The sequence below is a fragment of the Marinobacter excellens LAMA 842 genome (assembly GCF_001574445.1).
GTDB lineage: Bacteria > Pseudomonadota > Gammaproteobacteria > Pseudomonadales > Oleiphilaceae > Marinobacter > Marinobacter shengliensis.
In genome coordinates this window covers 19966-37222 of sequence record NZ_LOCO01000013.1, presented here as the reverse complement: position 1 = coordinate 37222, position 17257 = coordinate 19966, and the positions used below count along the sequence as shown (strand labels likewise).

Sequence of the window (17257 nt, the reverse complement as noted above, 5' to 3'; positions counted from 1 at the left end):
CAAGCCGTTGACTGGCTGTGCCAATCGTTTGACATTTTGTATCACACTGACACACAACCACCCGGAGCCAACCATCGGCATGCACGCGCAAACGGACCAAGCGGATACCCCGCAAGTTGCGGCCTCCAGCACACTGGCGCTCGTGCATTACCTGGATACGCTCGGGCTGTTGAATCGCCCCCGGATTGAAACCCTCACCGGCCTTAGCCTGGAAGCCCTCGAAGATCCGGATTTGCGCATTCCCGCCAGCACTCACTACCAGCTGTGGGAACTGGCCGAACAACTGACCGGAGACCCCGGTGTTGGACTGCACGCCGGGCAGGTAGTTGACCCTGAACGAATGGGCCTGGTCGGGCATGTATTCTTCAATTGCGACACTCTGGGCGAGGCCGTCGTGCAGTACGTGCGCCTGCACCGGCTGATCAACGAATCGGTAACCCTGAGCTTTGAGCAAACGCCGGATCAGGCCATCCTGACCTGGCAGCCAGACCACCCCGATCACTACTGTCGTCAGGATATGGATCGCACCCTGGCGGCGGCGCTGTGTCGAACCCGTCATTTTATTCACCGGGGCATTGAAGCCGACTGGCTGGAAGTGGCCCATCCGGAACCCGGCTATGGCAGTGAGTACCGGAAACTGTTTGGCGGGCCGGTTATTTTTGGTACCGGCATCACCAGAATGGCGTTCTCCAGCCAGCACCTCGGGCACCCGATTCCCCATCGCAACCCGTATGTCTATTCCGCCGTGCTGAAGCAGGTCAATGCGGTGCTGGCCCGCCTGCAAACGCGGAAATCTTTCAGCCGCAAGGTTCGCCGCCTGATTTCACGGCAAATGGCCACTGATCGCATTGATGCCGACACCCTGGCCCGGCAGTGCCACATGAGCCGCCAAACCCTGTACCGCAAGCTGAAAAAAGAGGGCCTGAGTTTTCATGATCTGGTGGAACAGGTGCGCCAGGACAAGGCCCTTCGGTATGTAGCTGACGACCAGTATGCCCTGGGGGAAATTGCCTTCCTGCTGGGTTTTTCTGAACTCAGCGCCTTCAGCCGTGCTTTCAAACGCTGGACCGGCATGGCACCGGCCCAGTTTCGGGCAAACCATCAGGAAGGTAACGAATGACTCCGGATAATCTGTCATTGCTGGCCATCCCCCTTGCCGCACTGTACCTGGCAGCCCTGGCCTGCATTTATCGGATCCTGCTCAGCTATCGCACCGCCCAGGGGGCCATAGCCTGGATCATCGCACTGGTAGGCCTGCCCTATATCGCGGTGCCACTGTTTGTTCTGTTCGGCCGAAGCCGCTTTGGCGGTTATGTCAAAGCCCGCCGGATGGGCGATCAGTCCCTGACCACCCTGCTGGACCAGTTCGAGAAGCAGACCACGTCGATCTCCAACCCCGGCCACGAACATTTCAGCGATGAGCTGCAGGTACTGTGCAAGTTGAGCCGGCAACCGTTTACCAGCGGCAACCAGTGCACACTGCTGGAAGACGGAACCGCAACATTTGAGGCCCTGTTCGAAGCTATGGAGGATGCCAGGCAATACATTCTGCTGGAGTTCTACATCGTGCGCTCAGACAAGGTGGGGCAGCGCATCAAGGCGATTCTGGAACGCAAGCTGGCGCAGGGTGTCGAGGTGTGGTTTCTTTACGACGACATCGGCAGTGTGTTGCTGTCACGGCGCTGGCTTAACGAACTGTCAGCCGCCGGCGCGCGCATCGCTTCGTTCGGCAACGGTAACGTGCGCCGCCGGCGTTTCCAGATCAATTTCCGGAACCACCGGAAGTTACTGGTCTGTGATGGCAAGGTGGGCTTTGTTGGCGGCATTAACCTGGGCGACGAATACCTGGGCACGGCGATGGACCAGGAACCCTGGCGCGATACCCACTGTCGCATTGAGGGCCCGGCCGTGACCGGGTTGCAGCTGGCGTGGCTGGAAGACTGGCACTGGGCCAGTAATATCCGCCCGGAACTGGACTGGCACCCGAGCTTTGACACCGGCGGTGATCAACAGGTTCTGGTACTGCCTACCGGGCCTGCAGATACCTGGGAGACCTGCACGCTATTCTTCCTGAACAGCATCAACAATGCCCGCACCCGAATCTGGATTGCGTCGCCCTATTTTGTTCCGGATTTCCAGATCATGAACGCCCTGCAGCTGGCGGCGCTGCGAGGGGTGGACGTTCGCATCCTGATTCCTGAAAAATCCGATAGCCGGCTTATTCGCCTGGCTGCCTATTCCTACCTGGTGCAAGCCAGCCAGGCTGGCATCGGGATCTATCGGTACCAGCCCGGCTTCATGCACCAGAAGGTGGTTCTGGTGGACGACCGTTATGCCGCCGTGGGTACGGCCAATCTGGACAATCGTTCCATGCGCCTGAATTTCGAGATCACCGCGGTGAACACCAACGAGAACTTCATACGCTCGGTCGATGCCATGCTCCGGAAAGATCTTGAGCATTGCCAGCGAATGACAGAGCGGGATTACCAGGATCGCTCCATTCTCTTCCGACTCAGCTGTCGCGCGGTGCGACTGCTGGCGCCGTTGCTGTAGCGGTTATTCTGGCTCCGGCAAAAACATTGTGCGACCATGGCCTTTCCAACGGTTCACCTGCTGTACACAGATAACCCATGAACGCATTCAAGCCCAGAGAAACCCTGACCGAACAAGTCGCCCGCCATATTGAAAACCTGATTGCCTTTGAACAGCTGAGATCCGGTGAGCGCATCTACGAAAGCTCCATGGCCAAAGAGATGGATGTCAGTCATGGTTCCATCCGCGAGGCGCTGTTACTGCTGGAAAAACGGCACCTGGTCCGCAACGTGCCACGCAAGGGGGCGTTCGTTACCCCGCTGGACGAGCACTTTGTACGAAGTCTCTATGAAATTCTCGAACTGTACCTGACCCACACCGGCCAAAAACTGGTGCGACAGTGGCAACCCGAGGACATGGCCCGGCTTGAAAATCTGTATCGGCAAATGAAGGACTGCTACCAGAAAAACGACCTGATGGCGTTTCTGGAACTGGGCATTGAATACACCAAGGCGTCACTGGTGTACGCGGACAACTACTTTATCGTCTCCGCCATTGATGACCTCTGGCCCTCGGCCAAACGCTGTGCCTTTGTCGCCTTTCGCCAAGGCGGGGCACAAGTACTGGAGGACAATCTGGCACACATGGAAGAATCCATCCGGGCCATTGGCAACCGGGACGAAGCGGCCCTGGCGAACATCCTGCATCGTTATGCCCTTCAGCAATGCGAACAGGTTCTGGCCGCCATCAACGCAGGTTGAGGCTGGCGCTGGCTGACGGTTCAGTAGAACAGCTGGGTAAAAGAGAAGCCAATGTTCAGGTAGGCGGTCCAGTTATCCTCGTTGTTGTAGGCAGCGGCCAGTTGCACCGGCCCGAGCAGGGTATCCACGCCAGCAAAGGCACTCCAGGACCGCACCGTGTCGCTCCAGCTGGCGTCACGCATACTGTCCCACGCATTGCCGGTTTCAAAACCGGCGCCGGCAAACCAGGGCATGACCGGACCACCAAACTCCTGCCGACCGTAAACGGAAGCCAACACGGCGTCGTTGCCGGTAATTTCCCCCGGGGCGTAGGCTGAAAGCTGGCGAAAGCCACCCAAACGGGCGGCATTTTCAATACCGGCCTCGCCGCTGAAAATCTGGCGGGTATACAACAGCCCGGTCAGGTTAAATCGCTCCCAGGTACCAGTGCCCAGCAGCATCGCCGTCACGCCATCAAAGTGCCGGTCTGAACCGAGATCTTCCCGCTCAATCCGCCCGCGGATCCCGGCAAAAGCACCGGATTTCGGGAAGAAGGCATCGCTCAGGGAATCGTGCACCAGCTGCAAGCTGACATGCCCCTGATGCACATTGTCGGCGGGGGCGACCGGAACACCCACTTCGTCGTCAACCGAGGCATACCCGCGCACATAGGCCAGCCGGACTTCACCATTGCCGCCCAGCTCCATGCCCAGGGCCAGGTCCACTTGCCGGAAGGTGACATCCACTTCCGAGATGCGCCGGCCCTGATCGTAAATGCTGTAATCGTCGCGCCGATATTCCACACCGACAACGGCAAACCGGTCATAACCGTAGGTTAGCGGCTGGTACCACTGGCTTCGGACCCAGGGCTGGGTGCCCAACTGAACACCGGTCAGCCATTCCGCACCCAACCGGTTCAGCTCGGTCATGCGCAGGCCAGTTGCCAGGTTAAAGCGGGTATTTCCCTCAAAGTTATCTTCATAGTTGAGCCCGAACGACAGGTAATTCGGTCCCCAGCTTTTCTCCCGCGCCCGTATCACAAGGAGCGGCCCCTCTTCCGTGGGCGCCAGCGACCAGCCCACGGATTCGTAGTAGCCGAGGCCATAAATACGCTTCAGGTCTGCCTCAAGCTCCGGTACGTCCAGCACTTCCCCCGGTTGCTGGCGAATCCGCTCCCTCAGGAAGTCCGTCGCCAGGCGCTCACCCTGGGCGATCTCAACCCGAACCACTGGCCCGGGCACCCAACTGCCGGCGGCCCGGCGCGACTGATACGCCACCCACTGTTCCTCAGACACCGACAGCCGGTTCAGGGCAACCGCATGTTCACGGGCGGCCGTGGCACCCAACTCAAACAGGACCGGCGCATCGTAAAAATCGGCGGAGCCAAAGCCTTCGAGGTCCGGGTGCACCAGCACGTCCTGCTCGGTCAGCATGGCCAGTTGGGCATCGGTATTCCTGCGGGTTATCAGGGTAGTCAGTTGCCCCACCACTGAGAAAGCCTCCCGCAATTGGTCGGCGCTCATCATCGGATCGGTGATATCCACGGCAATGACCACATCCGCGCCCATCTCCCGAGCCACGCTGACTGGAAGATTGTTGGCAACCCCTCCGTCCACCAACAGCCGACCGTCCCGCTCAACTGGCGCGTAAACGCCCGGAATGCTCATACTGGCCCGAATCGCTTCGGCAAGATTACCGTCTCCGATGACCACCTCTTCCCCGGTTTCAAGGTCGGTGGCCACGGCTCGGAAGGGAATGGGTAACTGATCGAAATTTTCAACCAGAGCGGCATTGCGGGTGAGTTCATTGAGGATAAAGCCAAGATTCTGCCCGGTCACCAGGCCTCCGCCCAGGTGGACACCTTGCCTGCTGACCCCCAGACCGGGCACCAGTGGCAGACGCCAGTCGTCCTGTTTGCGCCGGACCGGCTTGAACGCCCGGCCGGGGTCGTCGCGGAAGCTGGACAACCAGTCCAGTTCCAGAAACCGCTGCTCAATCTCGGATACCGACATGCCCGAAGCGTAGAGTGCCGCCACGGCGGAGCCGGCACTGGTGCCCACCACCACGTCCACAGGCACCCGCATTTCTTCCAGCACCCTCAGAACACCCACATGGGCCATGCCTTTGGCACCGCCACCGCTGAGCACAAGCCCAACTTTCGGGCGTTCTGAGGGTTCCGACGCCAGTACTGGCGCCCACAACAGGGGCGCCAGAATGAACAGCAGAACCAGATAATACCGCCGGTCGGGCAAATCCCGGTCAGCTCTTGTCGCGGTGTTTGTCATCGTCGGCCAGGGAAAGGTGGGAAACGTCCGGAACCATCGGCGGTGGCAGATCTCGTTTTACCCCCAGATCGGAGCCCGGGGGCGCCAGGCTCCAGTCGTCCAGATGCTCGAACATGGGCGCTTCCGGGTCTTCATGCTCCACCAGGGTGACACCCACCGGGTCCAGGGTCAGGCCTGAGCCAGCAAGGATATCGTCCACTTTCTCGCCAGCCACTGGCAGGCGATCTCCGGGTTCGGTCGCCGGCACGTTGCCCTCAGAGGCCGGTTTCGGCGGGGCCGATGGTGCTTCAGTCTCGGCTTGCTGATCAGCCTGGGAAACCGGTGCAGGTTTCGGTTTCGGTTTCGGTGCCGGGGCCGCAGCCTGAGCAGCCCCGGCCATCGGTTGTACATGGGCAATCATGCCATGCTTGCGCAGTACCGCCTGGTACTTCTCTGCGTGAACCTGTTCCAGCTTGTTACGAATAACGACTGGCTGGCCACTGAACATGCGGTCCAGTTGCTCCACGCTGGCCTTGAACAGGGCCCGGGCGTTGTTGCGGGCAGTCTCGACATCAGTACCTGGCGCGCACTCACCCCTGAATACAAGCTGGAACATGGCTATCCCTCTCACTTTCCCAATGGTTCTGGCTCCATGATAGCGGAAAACCAGCTCTGCGGCAGGCAGGCAAACACCCCGCAGCGCGGAATTATGTCCAAAATGCAAACAATTGAAAAATACCGGGAATCAATGACGAAATTTCCGACACTCTCTGCAATAATCAACCGTAACCAAACTTTACACTTGGTAACATAGAAGTTATCTCATCCGTTTTCGGGAGTGCTCGTTATGCGCACCAGACTATACGCCTTCGCATCCGCGGTTGCGTTATCGATGCCAGCCAGCCAGGTACATGCCGAAAATCTTGACGTTTTGATGAGCCAGGTGTTTTCCAACCAGGAAGCCACCTACATCGGTTTTGAAAGCGTGGAACGGGAAGACATCCCGGAACAAGCCGCCGTCGACCGTAAATATCTGATCGTCGACTTCCGACTCGCTGAGCAGAATCCGGAAAGTGAGCAGCTTCAGGCCAGCGTCCACAAAGTCTGCATGACCCTGCTGAAAGACCGGGCGCTGGTTCGCTCCCTGTCAGACTCCGGGTACGACATGGTGTCAGTGGCGTTCGACCGCAAATCCCAGTTCGACTGCCTCTAAACCGCTGGTCAGCTCAACGCTGGCCCAGCAATTTGGGGAAAGCTTCAAGGGCCGTATTAACCGCATCCAGATTGAACGCCTCTACATCCGCCAGCAGTTTTTCGCCGTAGCTGGTGACCGACGGCGAACGATGACGCTGCCCCCATTCAACAATTCGTAGCGCAAAGTCTTTCATCTGTTCCGGGTCGCCGCTTTCACGAACATCCTGCCACTGGTCACCAAAGTCCTCCGCCAGCTTCTCCCGCAGCCAGCCTCGCTCCTGCATACTCATGGTCTGGGCCAGCAGCCGCTCGGCTTCCTCCGGCGTCCCGTCATCTTCCGCCTGCTCTACGGTGGCCTCAACCCGGGGCAACACGAGAGTAAAGGTGGACCCAACATCCGGTTCACTCTTTACCGTCAGCTCACCGCCCATCATTTCCACCAGCTTCCGGCTGATGGCCAGACCCAGGCCGGTGCCCCCGTATCGCCGGGAGCTCTGACCTTCCTGCTGCTCAAAGGCATCGAAAATACGGTCCTGCTGATCCGGCGCAATGCCAATGCCGGTGTCGGCCACGGTCACTTTCAACCGGTAGTAGCGGATATCCGCGTCCTTACCGGTCGATTCCTCCAGTTCTTTGGCCACGGCCCGCACTGTCACTCCACCCTCATGGGTGAACTTGATGGCATTGCCCACCAGATTGAACAACACCTGGCGCAACCGGGTTTCATCCAACATCATTGCCGAGGGCATGCCAGAGCCTACGCTCACCTCCAGGGTAATGCCCTGCTCGGTCGCTCGCAAATCAAAGATATGCCGGACATCGCTGAGCAGCCGGCGAACCGAAACCGGGCCGAAGTCCAGGCGCATCTTGCCAGCCTCGATCCGTGACAGGTCAAGAATGTCGTTGATCAGCATTAACAGGCTGCGGCTGCCAGCGCGGATGGCGTTCAAATAGTTGCGCTGCTGGGGATCAGTCACCGAGTTGTAGAGCAGATCGCTGTAACCAATGACCGCATTCATCGGGGTTCGGATCTCATGGGACATATTGGCCAGGAACTCACTCTTGGCCCTGCTCGCCGTTTCCGCCTCCCGGGCCAGGCGTTCGGCCTCAAGCTTGGCCGCTCGCAGTTCATCTTCACTGCGACGCAAGGCATTCTCGGACCGAATCCGTTCATCCACTTCCAGCGACAGCTTGCGGTTCCAGTAGAGGAAAATCAGTACCACCACGATGGCAATCAAAATGATGCGCCTGACCACCGTGTAGTCGGCTTCCTGTTCGATATCCAGGTGTATCCAGCGGTTATACACCGCCTCGGTTTCCGATGCCGGCAGGCTGCTCAGGGCCTTGTTGAGGATGCGGTGTAAAACCGGGTTGTCCTTGCTGACCGCCAGCCGCAGGTCATATTGATAGGGCGTGATGCTGGTAATCCGCAGGTTCGACAGGCCCAGTCGGGCAACCGTGTAACTCACCGCCGGAATATGCGTGACCATCACATCCAGGTCGCCGTTGGACAGCGCCAGAAGCCCGTCTTCCACGGTTCTTTGCGGGTAAAGGTCCAGGTTTGGATGATTGATTAACAGATAGTCATGGCTGGCCTGGCGATTGACCACACCGACCCGCTCATCCCGCAGTTCCCTCAGATCACCAATGAACCGGCCAGTATCCCGGATGGCCAGGGCAATCGGTACCGACACATAGGCCCGGGTGAACAGGAATTCCTGTTCGGTTCGGGGGGTGCGGGACATGCCCGGCAGAATATCCACTTCACCCGCCTTCAACATGTCCTCGGCCGACTGTCGGGAGCTCGCAATCACCCGGTTGAAGCGAACGTCCAGGTTCTCCTCCAGGCGTTTGACCAGGTCAGAGGCAAGGCCCGCCGGGCGGCCGTCCTGCTCGAATTCAAACGGTGGCCAATCGCCACGCATACCCACTTTCAACCCTGGATGACGTTTCAGCCACTCCAGCTCCGAAGCGGTCAGGGCCACGCCACGTCCTTCCAGGGCCGGCATGTTCGCCTGCAACCAGGCCTGGCGAATATCCCGGTGCTCGTTGTGGCTCAATGCCTGAATGGCCCGGTCAAACACCCGAAAAAGGCGGTCACGGCTGGTCGGTACCTGCAACACAACATCCACCGGGCGATTGTCCAGCAGAACGGCCAGAGCGATACCATTGATCATTGCGGATTCAAGGTAATCCGAGACCACCGGTACCGGTCCAAGGAAGGCGTCGGCTTTGCCGGACAAGACCAGGCTGATGGCCTCCCCCAGACTGGCGACGGGCACCGGAGAAAAGTTATCAATCGGGTCCAGCAGTGGGAACTGGTTGGGATCGCCACTAATAATCGCGACGTTGGCAGATTCCAGATCCGATAGCGTCCGGTAGGCGGCATCACCGGCATTCACAAAGATCCCATAGGTCAGCGACATCATCGGTGAGGTGTGCCGAAGGCCCGGGATCACCGGCGATCCCGGAATGCGGGTGGTCAGAACCAGGTCGGCATCGTCGCCCTGGTCGACCGCCATGAAAGGCTCAACCGGCACGCCAAGCTTATCTGACACGCGAGCGAGATAATCAATCCAGATACCCGCCAGCGCACCCTCACCGGTATCGAACACCAGCGGCACCTGGCTCTGCCTGACAGCCACCCGAAAGCCTTCCTGCTGGCCCAACCACTCCAGATCTGCAGCGCCCAGAACCGGCGCCGGCGACGCCTGGGGCGGTTCCGCCCACACGACCCCTTGAATCAGGACAAACAAGAGGCCATACAATAACTGTGGAAGAGACTTCACTGGATATCCTCGGTGGTTCCACTACATTTCAGGGAACAATACCTGCAAATGTGGAAGATTTCATACTGCCTCACCGCACACAGGAGAAGCCTGTCTTATGGACACCAGCAAACACACTCTAAGCGTCCTTTTTCAGCAGCTTGGCTTACCATCAGATCAGAAAAGCATGGAGAGTTTTATCGCCCGGTATTCTCCACTGCCTTCGGAAATTGCCATCCAGGATGCCCCCTTCTGGTCCGAAAGCCAGTCGCAATTTCTTGAGGAGGGCCTTGAGGAAGACAGCGACTGGGCCGAGATTATTGATGAACTGGACGCCCTGCTGCGGCACTGATCGGCGCCGTCAATCCACCATGACCTGATTGCGGCCGGCATCTTTGGCCTGATACAGGGCCCGGACGGCCTGTGTGTCGGCCTTTGGGCCCTTTGGCTCGGCTTCATCAAGGCGGGTAATGGCTTTGTCAATCTGATCCTGCAGGGTTTTCCAGGCATCGATATCGAACTTTTGCTTGCGCAGGTCGGACCTCAGGCGATTGAGCAGGTTATCCAGTTCCCGAAGATACTTATCCTTCCAGGACTCCTCAGATGCCATGAAACACTCCCTCAAGAACCGGCATGATCATTGTCGTTTCGGTTGATATAGTTGGTCGAACGTCGACGCGCCCGGGGATGACTCTGATCGTACACCCGGGCAAGATGCTGAAAGTCCAGATGAGTATAGACCTGAGTGGTGGCGATGTCCGCATGGCCAAGCAGTTCCTGGACCGCACGCAGGTCGCCGCTGGACTCCAGCATATGGCTGGCAAAGGAGTGGCGCAGCAGGTGTGGATGCAAGCGCTGGTCGGCACCCTGCACCACGCCCCAGCGGGCCAGGCGGGCCTGGATACTGCGCTGGCTCAGGCGACCACCCCGCTGGCTGACGAATACCGCGGTTTCACCCTCGTTAGCCATGGCTGTTCGGTGCGCCAGCCATCTATTCAGGGCCGCGACGGCCTTGCTGCCGACCGGCAGAATCCGCTCCTTGTTACCTTTACCCAGAACACGCACCTCCCGGCCTTTCAGGTCCAGGGCGAGCAGGCTCAGGCTGGCCAGCTCTGCCAACCGGAGGCCCGAAGAGTACATCAGCTCGAACATGGCGAGGTCGCGGATTTCCAGGGGGTCGTCCGGATTGACGTCCAGCAGCTGGCTGATCTGGTCAACGTCTGCCACTTTCGGCAGCCGGCGCCCGCTTTTGGGAGCCCGAACATCCAGAGCGGGGTTGTCCCGGGCGAGACCTTCCCGAAGCAGGAACTGATAGAAACGGCGGATGGCCGACAGGTGCCTGGCAATGCTCCGACCGCTTAAACCGTCTCGGCTCAGCCGGGCCACGTAGCGGCGGATGTCGTGAATCGTCAGCTCTGACCAGGCCGGGATGTCAACTTCGATCAGCCAGTCGACCAGGCGATCGAGGTCTCGTTGATAGTGATCACAGGTACGGGGGGAATGGCGCTTTTCGGTGGCGAGATGCCGGACAAACGCAACCACCGGGGCGGCCATCGCCTCGGGTGGTCGGGTGTCCGTCGCCAGCCCGGTCACCCCTGGCCGCTCTCCACAGCCAGGCCAGACACCGGGGCATCTGTGCGATAACGATCAAGCATGGGGGGCAGCAGCCGGCTCAGGGTATCGCTGATATAGCTGAGAAACAGCGACCCCATGCTCTGATCAAAATAACCCTGCTCGCAGCTGCCGACAGCAAATACGCCAACCAGACCCTCGTGACGCAGCGGTACCAGGGCCACCGAGGCAATCGGTTCATCCCGGTCCGGGAACAGGAACTCCCGCTCGCTTTCCCGGAACTGGCCGCACACCGCACGATCACCCTCCAGCAACGAGCCCAGACGCTCCCGGGCCTGGACGGAGTTGACGATGTGCAGGGCTCCCTCGCCTTTCTCCGGCTGCGCCGAATCGCTGAACAGCAGTACCGAGGCAGCATCCAGGCCAAAATCGCCGCGGATGCTGTCATCGACGGCGGCGGCTATATCGTTGAGTGACCTGGCTTCAATCACCTGCATCAGCAACCGTTTGCTTTTCTCGAACAGCCGGTCGTTATGACGGGCGATCGATACCAGCTCCACCAGTTCACGGCGAAGGGTATCCCGCTGCTCACGGAACAGATGAACCTGGCGTTCCACCAGCGAGATGGCCCGGCCACTGTCGTGGGGCAGAGTCAGGCTGCGCAGCAGTTCATCCTGATCAAGAAAAAAATCAGGATTGGCGCGAAGATAATCGGCCACCTGCTCCCGAGTGAGTTCGCCGGCCTTCTGGCGGGCCGTTTGTTCTGTCATCGTGTTCTCCTGAGCCGTCAGGACCTTGTTTTATTGGTTCGGGAACTTCTGCGACGCCGGGGCTGGGGATCGCCCGGCAGACGAAGCTGCCCTTCAAATACCGTTTTAGCGGGGCCTTCCATCATAACAGGGGACCCATTCCCCTGCCATTCGATCACCAGAGGGCCACCCCGCAGCTCCACCTCCACCCGGGTATCCAGCAGGCCTCGCAGCTGGCCGGCCACCACCGCAGCACAGGCGCCACTGCCACAGGCCAGGGTTTCTCCCGAACCACGCTCAAATACACGCAAGCGGGCATGGCTCCGGTCGACGATCTGCAGGAATCCGATATTGGCCCGCGCGGGGAACCGGGGATGCTTCTCCAGCATGGGGCCAAGGGTGGCAACCGGCGCCGTGTCGACGTCATCCACCACCAGTACACCGTGGGGATTGCCCATGGAAACCGTCGACAATTCCACGCTCTGGCCATCAACATCGACGGTGTACACGGTCTTCTGACAGTCCGCGGCGAAGGGAATGGCGGGCGGATTGAGTTCCGGCACGCCCATATTGACCATCACCAGGCCATCCTTGCCGATTTTCAGCTCGATCACGCCCTTGGCAGTCTGTACCCGGATCACCCGCTTGTTGGTCAGGCGCTGATCACGCACAAACCGGGCAAAGCAGCGGGCGCCGTTGCCGCACTGCTCCACTTCCGAACCATCGGCATTAAAAATACGATAGCGAAAATCCACATCAGGCAGACCCGGCGGTTCGACCACCAGCAACTGGTCGAAGCCGATACCAAAGTTCCGATCCGCCAGCTCCCGGATCAACTCCGGACGCAGGCGGAAAGGCTGGCTTATGGCATCCACCACCATAAAGTCGTTCCCCAGCCCGTGCATCTTGGTAAACCGGAGCAACGGCCCCTGGCCCCGTCTTTGCGGATTCATTTCTTGCTCCCCGTTCATTCCGGCAGGCAACTTTCAGGGCCAAGCTGATCGTCCAGGGTCTCCCGGCGGCGCACCACATGCACCTGATCGCCGTCAACCATCAGCTCGGGCGGGCGATTACGGGTGTTGTAATTGGACGCCATAACAAAACCGTAGGCACCCGCTGACCGAACCGCAAGCAAATCGCCCGCTTTCAGCCGCAGTTTGCGATCCTTGCCCAGAAAATCGCCGGTTTCGCACACCGGCCCGACCAGATCCCAGGCTTTTTCCTCACCGTCCTGATGGGGCTGTACCGGGATGATGGCCTGCCAGGCGCTGTACAGTGCCGGGCGGATCAGGTCGTTCATGGCGGCATCGATAATGGCGAAGTTACGATGCTCGGTGCACTTCAGAAACTCCACGCGGGTCAGCAATATACCGGCGTTGGCGGCAATGGAGCGGCCCGGCTCCATGATCAGTTCCAGCTCCCGATCACCCAGTCGCTCGGCCAGTGCCTTGACGTAATCCGCTGGCTGCGGGGGCTGTTCCTGATTGTAGGTCACGCCCAGGCCGCCCCCCATATCCAGGTGGCGGATATGAATGCCCTGGTCCGCCAGGGTATCGATCAGCACCAACACCCGGTCCAGGGCATCCAGAAACGGGGAGACTGACGTCAGCTGGGAACCAATGTGACAGTCCACCCCATGGACATCCAGGTTCGGTAACGCTGCGGCACGGGCGTATACCTGGGGGGCCTCGGCGATATCGATACCAAATTTGTTTTCCTTCAGTCCGGTGGAAATGTAGGGATGGGTGCCGGCATCGACATCCGGGTTCACTCGCAGCGAGACCGGTGCCCTCACGCCCAACTCTCCGGCCACTTTGTTCAGGCGGTCCAGTTCGGTGTCAGATTCAACGTTGAAACAGCGCACGCCCACTTCGAGCGCCCGCTTCATTTCCCATTCCTGTTTGCCAACGCCGGAGAACACCACCCTGGCGGCATCGCCACCGGCGCGCAGCACCCGCTCCAGCTCACCGGCAGAGACAATATCAAAACCGGCGCCAAGTCGCGCCAGCACATTGAGCACCGCCAGGTTGCTGTTGGCCTTCACGGCATAGCACACCAGGTGCGGGCGGCCATTCAGGGCGCTGTCGTAGGCCCGATAGTGACGCTCGAGGGTGGCCCGGGAATATACGTAAGCCGGGGTGCCAAATCGCTCAGCGATTGACGCCACCGGAACATCTTCGGCGTACAGTTCGCCATTGCGGTAATTGAAATGATCCATGTTGATCCTGACTATCTGGATGGATTACTGCCAGGGTTGGCTGTTCAGCGTTCCGGCGACTCATCGGTGTCGGCGCGCTCATCGACCTGACCGGACCGGGCCGGATCTGCCTGCGGCACGTCCCGGTACAGTGGCCCCTTCTGGCCACAACCGGCAAGCAGCAACAACAACAGCATCGAGAGCGCCCACGGCCGGCGAGATGGTCCAACCTGCATACCCATACCCCTGAGTGAATAATGGCCGAAGTATACCCGACACCCGCCCCTGATCGCGAGGGACCCGATGGCTTACGGCAGATAACGGTTGAGGGCGTCTTCCAGCCTGGTACGGTAATACAGTGACTGACCGGTCTGGATATCCCGTTGATACAACTGCGGGTCCAGATCATGGGGCAGGTGCAGGTCGGTGAGATACACCGGATAAGATTCACCACTTTGGCGCAGCGAACGGATGTAGTGTGCGACGGCGGGAATCAGACGGTCCCCGTATTCCTGCACACTGAATTCCTGATCGTTGCAGTAAATATCGAACCGCAGTGTGCTGTCGCCCTGCTGAACACCGACGGCCTGAACCTCCAGGCCCGAAAGTGGCACCGCGGTGCCCTGATAGGGCCGGAGTTCAGCAATCCAGCGGGCGTCGCGACGTACCATTTCATAGCAACGGATACCGCCCGCCGGGTCCAGGTTCTCTGCCTGACGCAACAGGCGCCGTTCCACCAGGTTTTCCAGGAAGCGCATTAACGGACCAAGCAGGTGGTTGCGATGCCCTGCCCGGACCGAACGGGCCCACAAACTGCCATGCTCATCGACAACCCAGAGCTGGCCACGGTCACCCTGAAGCAACCAGAACACCTGTATATTGCCCGCTTCGGACGCGGCGCAGACCGCCTTTAGCACCGGCTCGTCCCGCAGGGCATGGCGGTCCGGCACTATTGGCAGATACTCATCCTGCGGCTGCAACAGCGCTGCCAGCAGAGCTTCACGACTGTCCAGGGCGACAAACCCCGGTTCCCGGCCGCTGAACTGCAGCAGGAAATAGCGATGATCCATCTCGATGATGTAACGCAAGGGGTGCGGCCCGGTGCCGCCGGCAAAGAACTGGCGTAATACATCTCCGAACAACTCCCGCACCCGGCGTGCAATGGCGCTGCCATGCCCCCGACTGGGGGCCGCCACGCGGATTTCCGGCAGCTCGGCCGGGTTCATGGCCACCTGAGCCAACACGTTTTTCAGGCACTGGATCAGGGTATCTCCGGCGGCATAGTGCTGCAGACTGATCTCATGCCAGCTGTTCAGGGTAATCTGATCAATGGTCAGCACCAGGTTATCGCGCCCACCGCTGAACCCCAGTGAATCGGAACGGGCACTGAGCTTGTGTAGCCCACGTTCGGTCAGGTGGGCTTGCGGGTCCACCGCCACATTAATCAGCAACAGGTTTTTCAGCGGGCGCACACCTCGGGACAGCGCCTCTCTGGGCGCCGGAGACATGGGCATAGGCAGAAAGCCCGACAAGACCTCCACAATGTCTTTCAGTTCGGCCACCGAGGCAACACTCTTGCCCGCCCGGACATTGAGCCGGGTGGAGCGATGCAACAAGCCGTTGCAGTAACACCACACCAACAGCTCCGCCAGATTGCCTGCGCGGCGGATCACCGGTTGCCAGAAGGCGTCGGAGGGATCTTCAAGATCCCGGTACAGCAACCACCCGTCACCTTCCCCGCCCTGTTCGGACTGGTGGTGAAAAGACAGGTTTTCCTCCGCCAGCGACGGCACCAGACCAGGGTTAACCAGTTCGATCTTGCCCGCCTTGCGCTGAAAGGCGGCGTAGAGTTTGCGGCCCAGCAGGTTGATGTCATTGGCGCTGATGGCCGCCCGGGTCTGCTGCTCCCGGGCCATGCGGGACAACAGGCGGTAACTGTGGGTAAGCTCCGCCACGATGTTCCGCCTGAGACCGGTCACCTCTTCAGCCCGCCAGCGCTGGCGATTATCCAGGGCACTGAGGCGGTCTTCGCCCCATTCCCACTGCTGCACCAGCTGTCGTAGCAGATCGATTCGCCATTGGTCACCCGCCATGCCAGCCCGCGTGAGGGGCAATCCCGCCTTCAGGTACAGGCTCCGGCGCACCAGGTCCAGGCGTTCCGGAGCACCACTGGTCAACAGCCATTGCTCCAGTCGCTGATACAGCATGACGTAGGGGTCGAGAACGTCGGCACTGGTTTGCCCCTGATACACCGACTGTTTGAAGCTGGCGGACAATAACGGCTGGGCGGTATCGGTGGCGTAACACTCAATCAGAAACAACTTGAGAATGGCCTTCCAGGGAGCATCGATGCCTTTGTAAAGCTGCCAGATACCGGCGCCGGGGAACTCCTCATCGGGAATCGACGGCACGGCGCCAAAATCAATGTACTCGCTGGCCTTGATGAAGCGGCACTCCACCAGCCGCCGGCGGCATTCCTGGTAATGCTCCTCGGCGTCCGACGGGATCAGCCACCAGAGAGGATACCGCCCCGCCAGGTGGATGCTGGTCCGGTAGAACTCGTCCAGCAAAAGGAAATGCTGGGCACTGCCGCAGTTCTCTCCGGTGACCTCGGCCCGCTGCCGGCCGGCCCGCCAATCGCTGGCCGAGAACACGAACACGTGGAGCTCAACGCCCAGCGTTGCCGCCCATTGCGACAGTTTTTCGGCCTTGCGCTCCAGGCTGCGGATACCCTGTTCAGGCAGATCATCCCGATGACAAAGCCAGGCATCCAGATCACTGGCGACCGAGTGTCCCAGGGTGCCGGGGCTGCCCATCAGGAACAGGCTGTCGAGATCGGCCTTGCGAAGCCCCTGGTCGCGAACACTGAAACTTCGGGCAAAACGGCGCGCCGAGTTCAGCACATCGTTACCCGGCGTGTAGCCGGCCAGGCCCTGGGGGCAATTGCCATCAAGATAGCCCGGCAAAGCGGGATGATTCAGATGAAACGCCAGCGGTAAGAGTTCAAGCACCACCTGCTGCCGGTAAGTCAGGGCCGAACACGCCCGTTCCCAGCGCTGACGATTGACCAACAGAAACCGGTCCCGCAGCCGCCGCAGGGTTTTTCGGTCGATGCCGTCCTCAAAGTCGAGAACGATGGGCGGTGCGAGAACGGTCAAGAGGACTCCGGCAAGTGGTTATTTTCAGTCAGATAGTCAGTATGATGAATGAATCGTGGCAAAACCGGTAAAAAAATAAAAGG

At 59.9% G+C, this 17257-nt stretch carries 15 protein-coding genes; 5 read left to right on the top strand and 10 right to left on the bottom strand.

Annotation, left to right across the window (positions count from 1 at the left end):
* Positions 1-79 precede the first annotated feature (79 nt).
* The 3 genes from J122_RS11985 (at position 80) to J122_RS11975 (ending at position 3293) form a co-directional block, all read left to right on the top strand.
* Positions 80-1120, top strand: coding sequence for an AraC family transcriptional regulator (locus J122_RS11985; protein WP_061332534.1), 1041 nt, complete (start codon positions 80-82; stop codon positions 1118-1120).
* The gene (cls, locus tag J122_RS11980) at positions 1117-2553 is read left to right on the top strand and encodes a cardiolipin synthase (RefSeq protein ID WP_061332533.1); all 1437 of its coding nucleotides are present in this window, start codon (positions 1117-1119) and stop codon (positions 2551-2553) included. Before J122_RS11985 ends, cls begins: the two co-directional genes overlap by 4 nt.
* A gap of 77 nt (positions 2554-2630) precedes the next feature.
* Positions 2631-3293 carry a GntR family transcriptional regulator gene (locus tag J122_RS11975; RefSeq protein ID WP_061332532.1) on the top strand — a complete coding sequence of 221 codons (663 nt, stop codon included), beginning with the start codon at positions 2631-2633 and terminating at the stop codon, positions 3291-3293.
* Positions 3294-3313: 20 nt separating this feature from the next.
* Here J122_RS11975 and J122_RS11970 read toward each other — a convergent pair whose 3' ends face one another.
* Together J122_RS11970 and J122_RS11965 are read right to left on the bottom strand one after the other, a co-directional pair.
* Entirely contained in the window at positions 3314-5557 is a 2244-nt protein-coding gene (locus tag J122_RS11970; RefSeq protein WP_061332531.1) for a patatin-like phospholipase family protein, read from the bottom strand.
* Positions 5532-6152 (bottom strand): hypothetical protein, encoded by a 621-nt coding sequence (locus tag J122_RS11965; protein WP_061332530.1) that lies wholly within the window; start codon positions 6150-6152, stop codon positions 5532-5534. Before J122_RS11965 ends, J122_RS11970 begins: the two co-directional genes overlap by 26 nt.
* Before the next feature lie 231 nt (positions 6153-6383).
* Here J122_RS11965 and J122_RS11960 point away from each other — a divergent pair, with 231 nt between their 5' ends.
* Positions 6384-6749, top strand: a complete 366-nt coding sequence (locus J122_RS11960) for a hypothetical protein (RefSeq protein ID WP_061332529.1) — start codon at positions 6384-6386, stop codon at positions 6747-6749.
* 13 nt (positions 6750-6762) lie between these two features.
* On the opposite strand, the gene J122_RS11955 is transcribed toward J122_RS11960, so the two are convergent.
* Positions 6763-9519: an ATP-binding protein gene (locus tag J122_RS11955; RefSeq protein ID WP_061332528.1), complete on the bottom strand. Its 2757-nt coding sequence runs from the start codon at positions 9517-9519 to the stop codon at positions 6763-6765.
* 97 nt (positions 9520-9616) lie between these two features.
* Between J122_RS11955 and J122_RS11950 the strand changes: the two genes are divergently transcribed.
* Entirely contained in the window at positions 9617-9850 is a 234-nt protein-coding gene (locus J122_RS11950; protein WP_061332527.1) for a DUF2789 domain-containing protein, read from the top strand.
* A gap of 9 nt (positions 9851-9859) precedes the next feature.
* Here the strand turns inward: J122_RS11950 and J122_RS11945 are convergent, their stop codons facing one another.
* The 7 genes from J122_RS11945 to J122_RS11915 all read right to left on the bottom strand — a co-directional run bounded on the left by J122_RS11945 (position 9860) and on the right by J122_RS11915 (position 17174).
* Positions 9860-10108, bottom strand: a complete 249-nt coding sequence (locus tag J122_RS11945) for a hypothetical protein (RefSeq protein WP_061332526.1) — start codon at positions 10106-10108, stop codon at positions 9860-9862.
* 11 nt (positions 10109-10119) lie between these two features.
* Complete coding sequence (gene xerC, locus J122_RS11940) at positions 10120-11052, bottom strand: tyrosine recombinase XerC (protein ID WP_061332591.1); 933 nt, start codon at positions 11050-11052, stop codon at positions 10120-10122.
* A gap of 35 nt (positions 11053-11087) precedes the next feature.
* On the bottom strand, positions 11088-11840 hold the full coding sequence (locus J122_RS11935; protein ID WP_061332525.1) for a DUF484 family protein: 753 nt from the start codon (positions 11838-11840) through the stop codon (positions 11088-11090).
* 17 nt (positions 11841-11857) lie between these two features.
* Positions 11858-12772, bottom strand: coding sequence for a diaminopimelate epimerase (gene dapF, locus J122_RS11930; protein WP_061332590.1), 915 nt, complete (start codon positions 12770-12772; stop codon positions 11858-11860).
* Positions 12773-12786: 14 nt separating this feature from the next.
* On the bottom strand, positions 12787-14037 hold the full coding sequence (lysA, locus tag J122_RS11925; RefSeq protein ID WP_061332524.1) for a diaminopimelate decarboxylase: 1251 nt from the start codon (positions 14035-14037) through the stop codon (positions 12787-12789).
* Positions 14038-14081: 44 nt separating this feature from the next.
* Positions 14082-14252 (bottom strand): LPS translocon maturation chaperone LptM, encoded by a 171-nt coding sequence (gene lptM / locus J122_RS11920; RefSeq protein ID WP_138436827.1) that lies wholly within the window; start codon positions 14250-14252, stop codon positions 14082-14084.
* 72 nt (positions 14253-14324) lie between these two features.
* Positions 14325-17174: a class I adenylate cyclase gene (locus J122_RS11915; RefSeq protein WP_061332522.1), complete on the bottom strand. Its 2850-nt coding sequence runs from the start codon at positions 17172-17174 to the stop codon at positions 14325-14327.
* Between the last annotated feature and the right edge of the window lie 83 nt (positions 17175-17257).

What these genes read in the sequence shown, in the direction of transcription:
- lysA (WP_061332524.1), bottom strand. Translation starts at nt 14,037, where the DNA reads ATGGATCATTTCAATTACCGCAATGGCGAACTGTACGCCGAAGATGTT.
- J122_RS11975 (WP_061332532.1), top strand. Translation starts at nt 2,631, where the DNA reads ATGAACGCATTCAAGCCCAGAGAAACCCTGACCGAACAAGTCGCCCGC.
- lptM (WP_138436827.1), bottom strand. Translation starts at nt 14,252, where the DNA reads ATGCAGGTTGGACCATCTCGCCGGCCGTGGGCGCTCTCGATGCTGTTG.
- dapF (WP_061332590.1), bottom strand. Translation starts at nt 12,772, where the DNA reads ATGAATCCGCAAAGACGGGGCCAGGGGCCGTTGCTCCGGTTTACCAAG.
- J122_RS11985 (WP_061332534.1), top strand. Translation starts at nt 80, where the DNA reads ATGCACGCGCAAACGGACCAAGCGGATACCCCGCAAGTTGCGGCCTCC.
- J122_RS11935 (WP_061332525.1), bottom strand. Translation starts at nt 11,840, where the DNA reads ATGACAGAACAAACGGCCCGCCAGAAGGCCGGCGAACTCACTCGGGAG.
- cls (WP_061332533.1), top strand. Translation starts at nt 1,117, where the DNA reads ATGACTCCGGATAATCTGTCATTGCTGGCCATCCCCCTTGCCGCACTG.
- J122_RS11945 (WP_061332526.1), bottom strand. Translation starts at nt 10,108, where the DNA reads ATGGCATCTGAGGAGTCCTGGAAGGATAAGTATCTTCGGGAACTGGAT.
- J122_RS11960 (WP_061332529.1), top strand. Translation starts at nt 6,384, where the DNA reads ATGCGCACCAGACTATACGCCTTCGCATCCGCGGTTGCGTTATCGATG.
- J122_RS11950 (WP_061332527.1), top strand. Translation starts at nt 9,617, where the DNA reads ATGGACACCAGCAAACACACTCTAAGCGTCCTTTTTCAGCAGCTTGGC.
- xerC (WP_061332591.1), bottom strand. Translation starts at nt 11,052, where the DNA reads ATGGCCGCCCCGGTGGTTGCGTTTGTCCGGCATCTCGCCACCGAAAAG.
- J122_RS11965 (WP_061332530.1), bottom strand. Translation starts at nt 6,152, where the DNA reads ATGTTCCAGCTTGTATTCAGGGGTGAGTGCGCGCCAGGTACTGATGTC.
- J122_RS11970 (WP_061332531.1), bottom strand. Translation starts at nt 5,557, where the DNA reads ATGACAAACACCGCGACAAGAGCTGACCGGGATTTGCCCGACCGGCGG.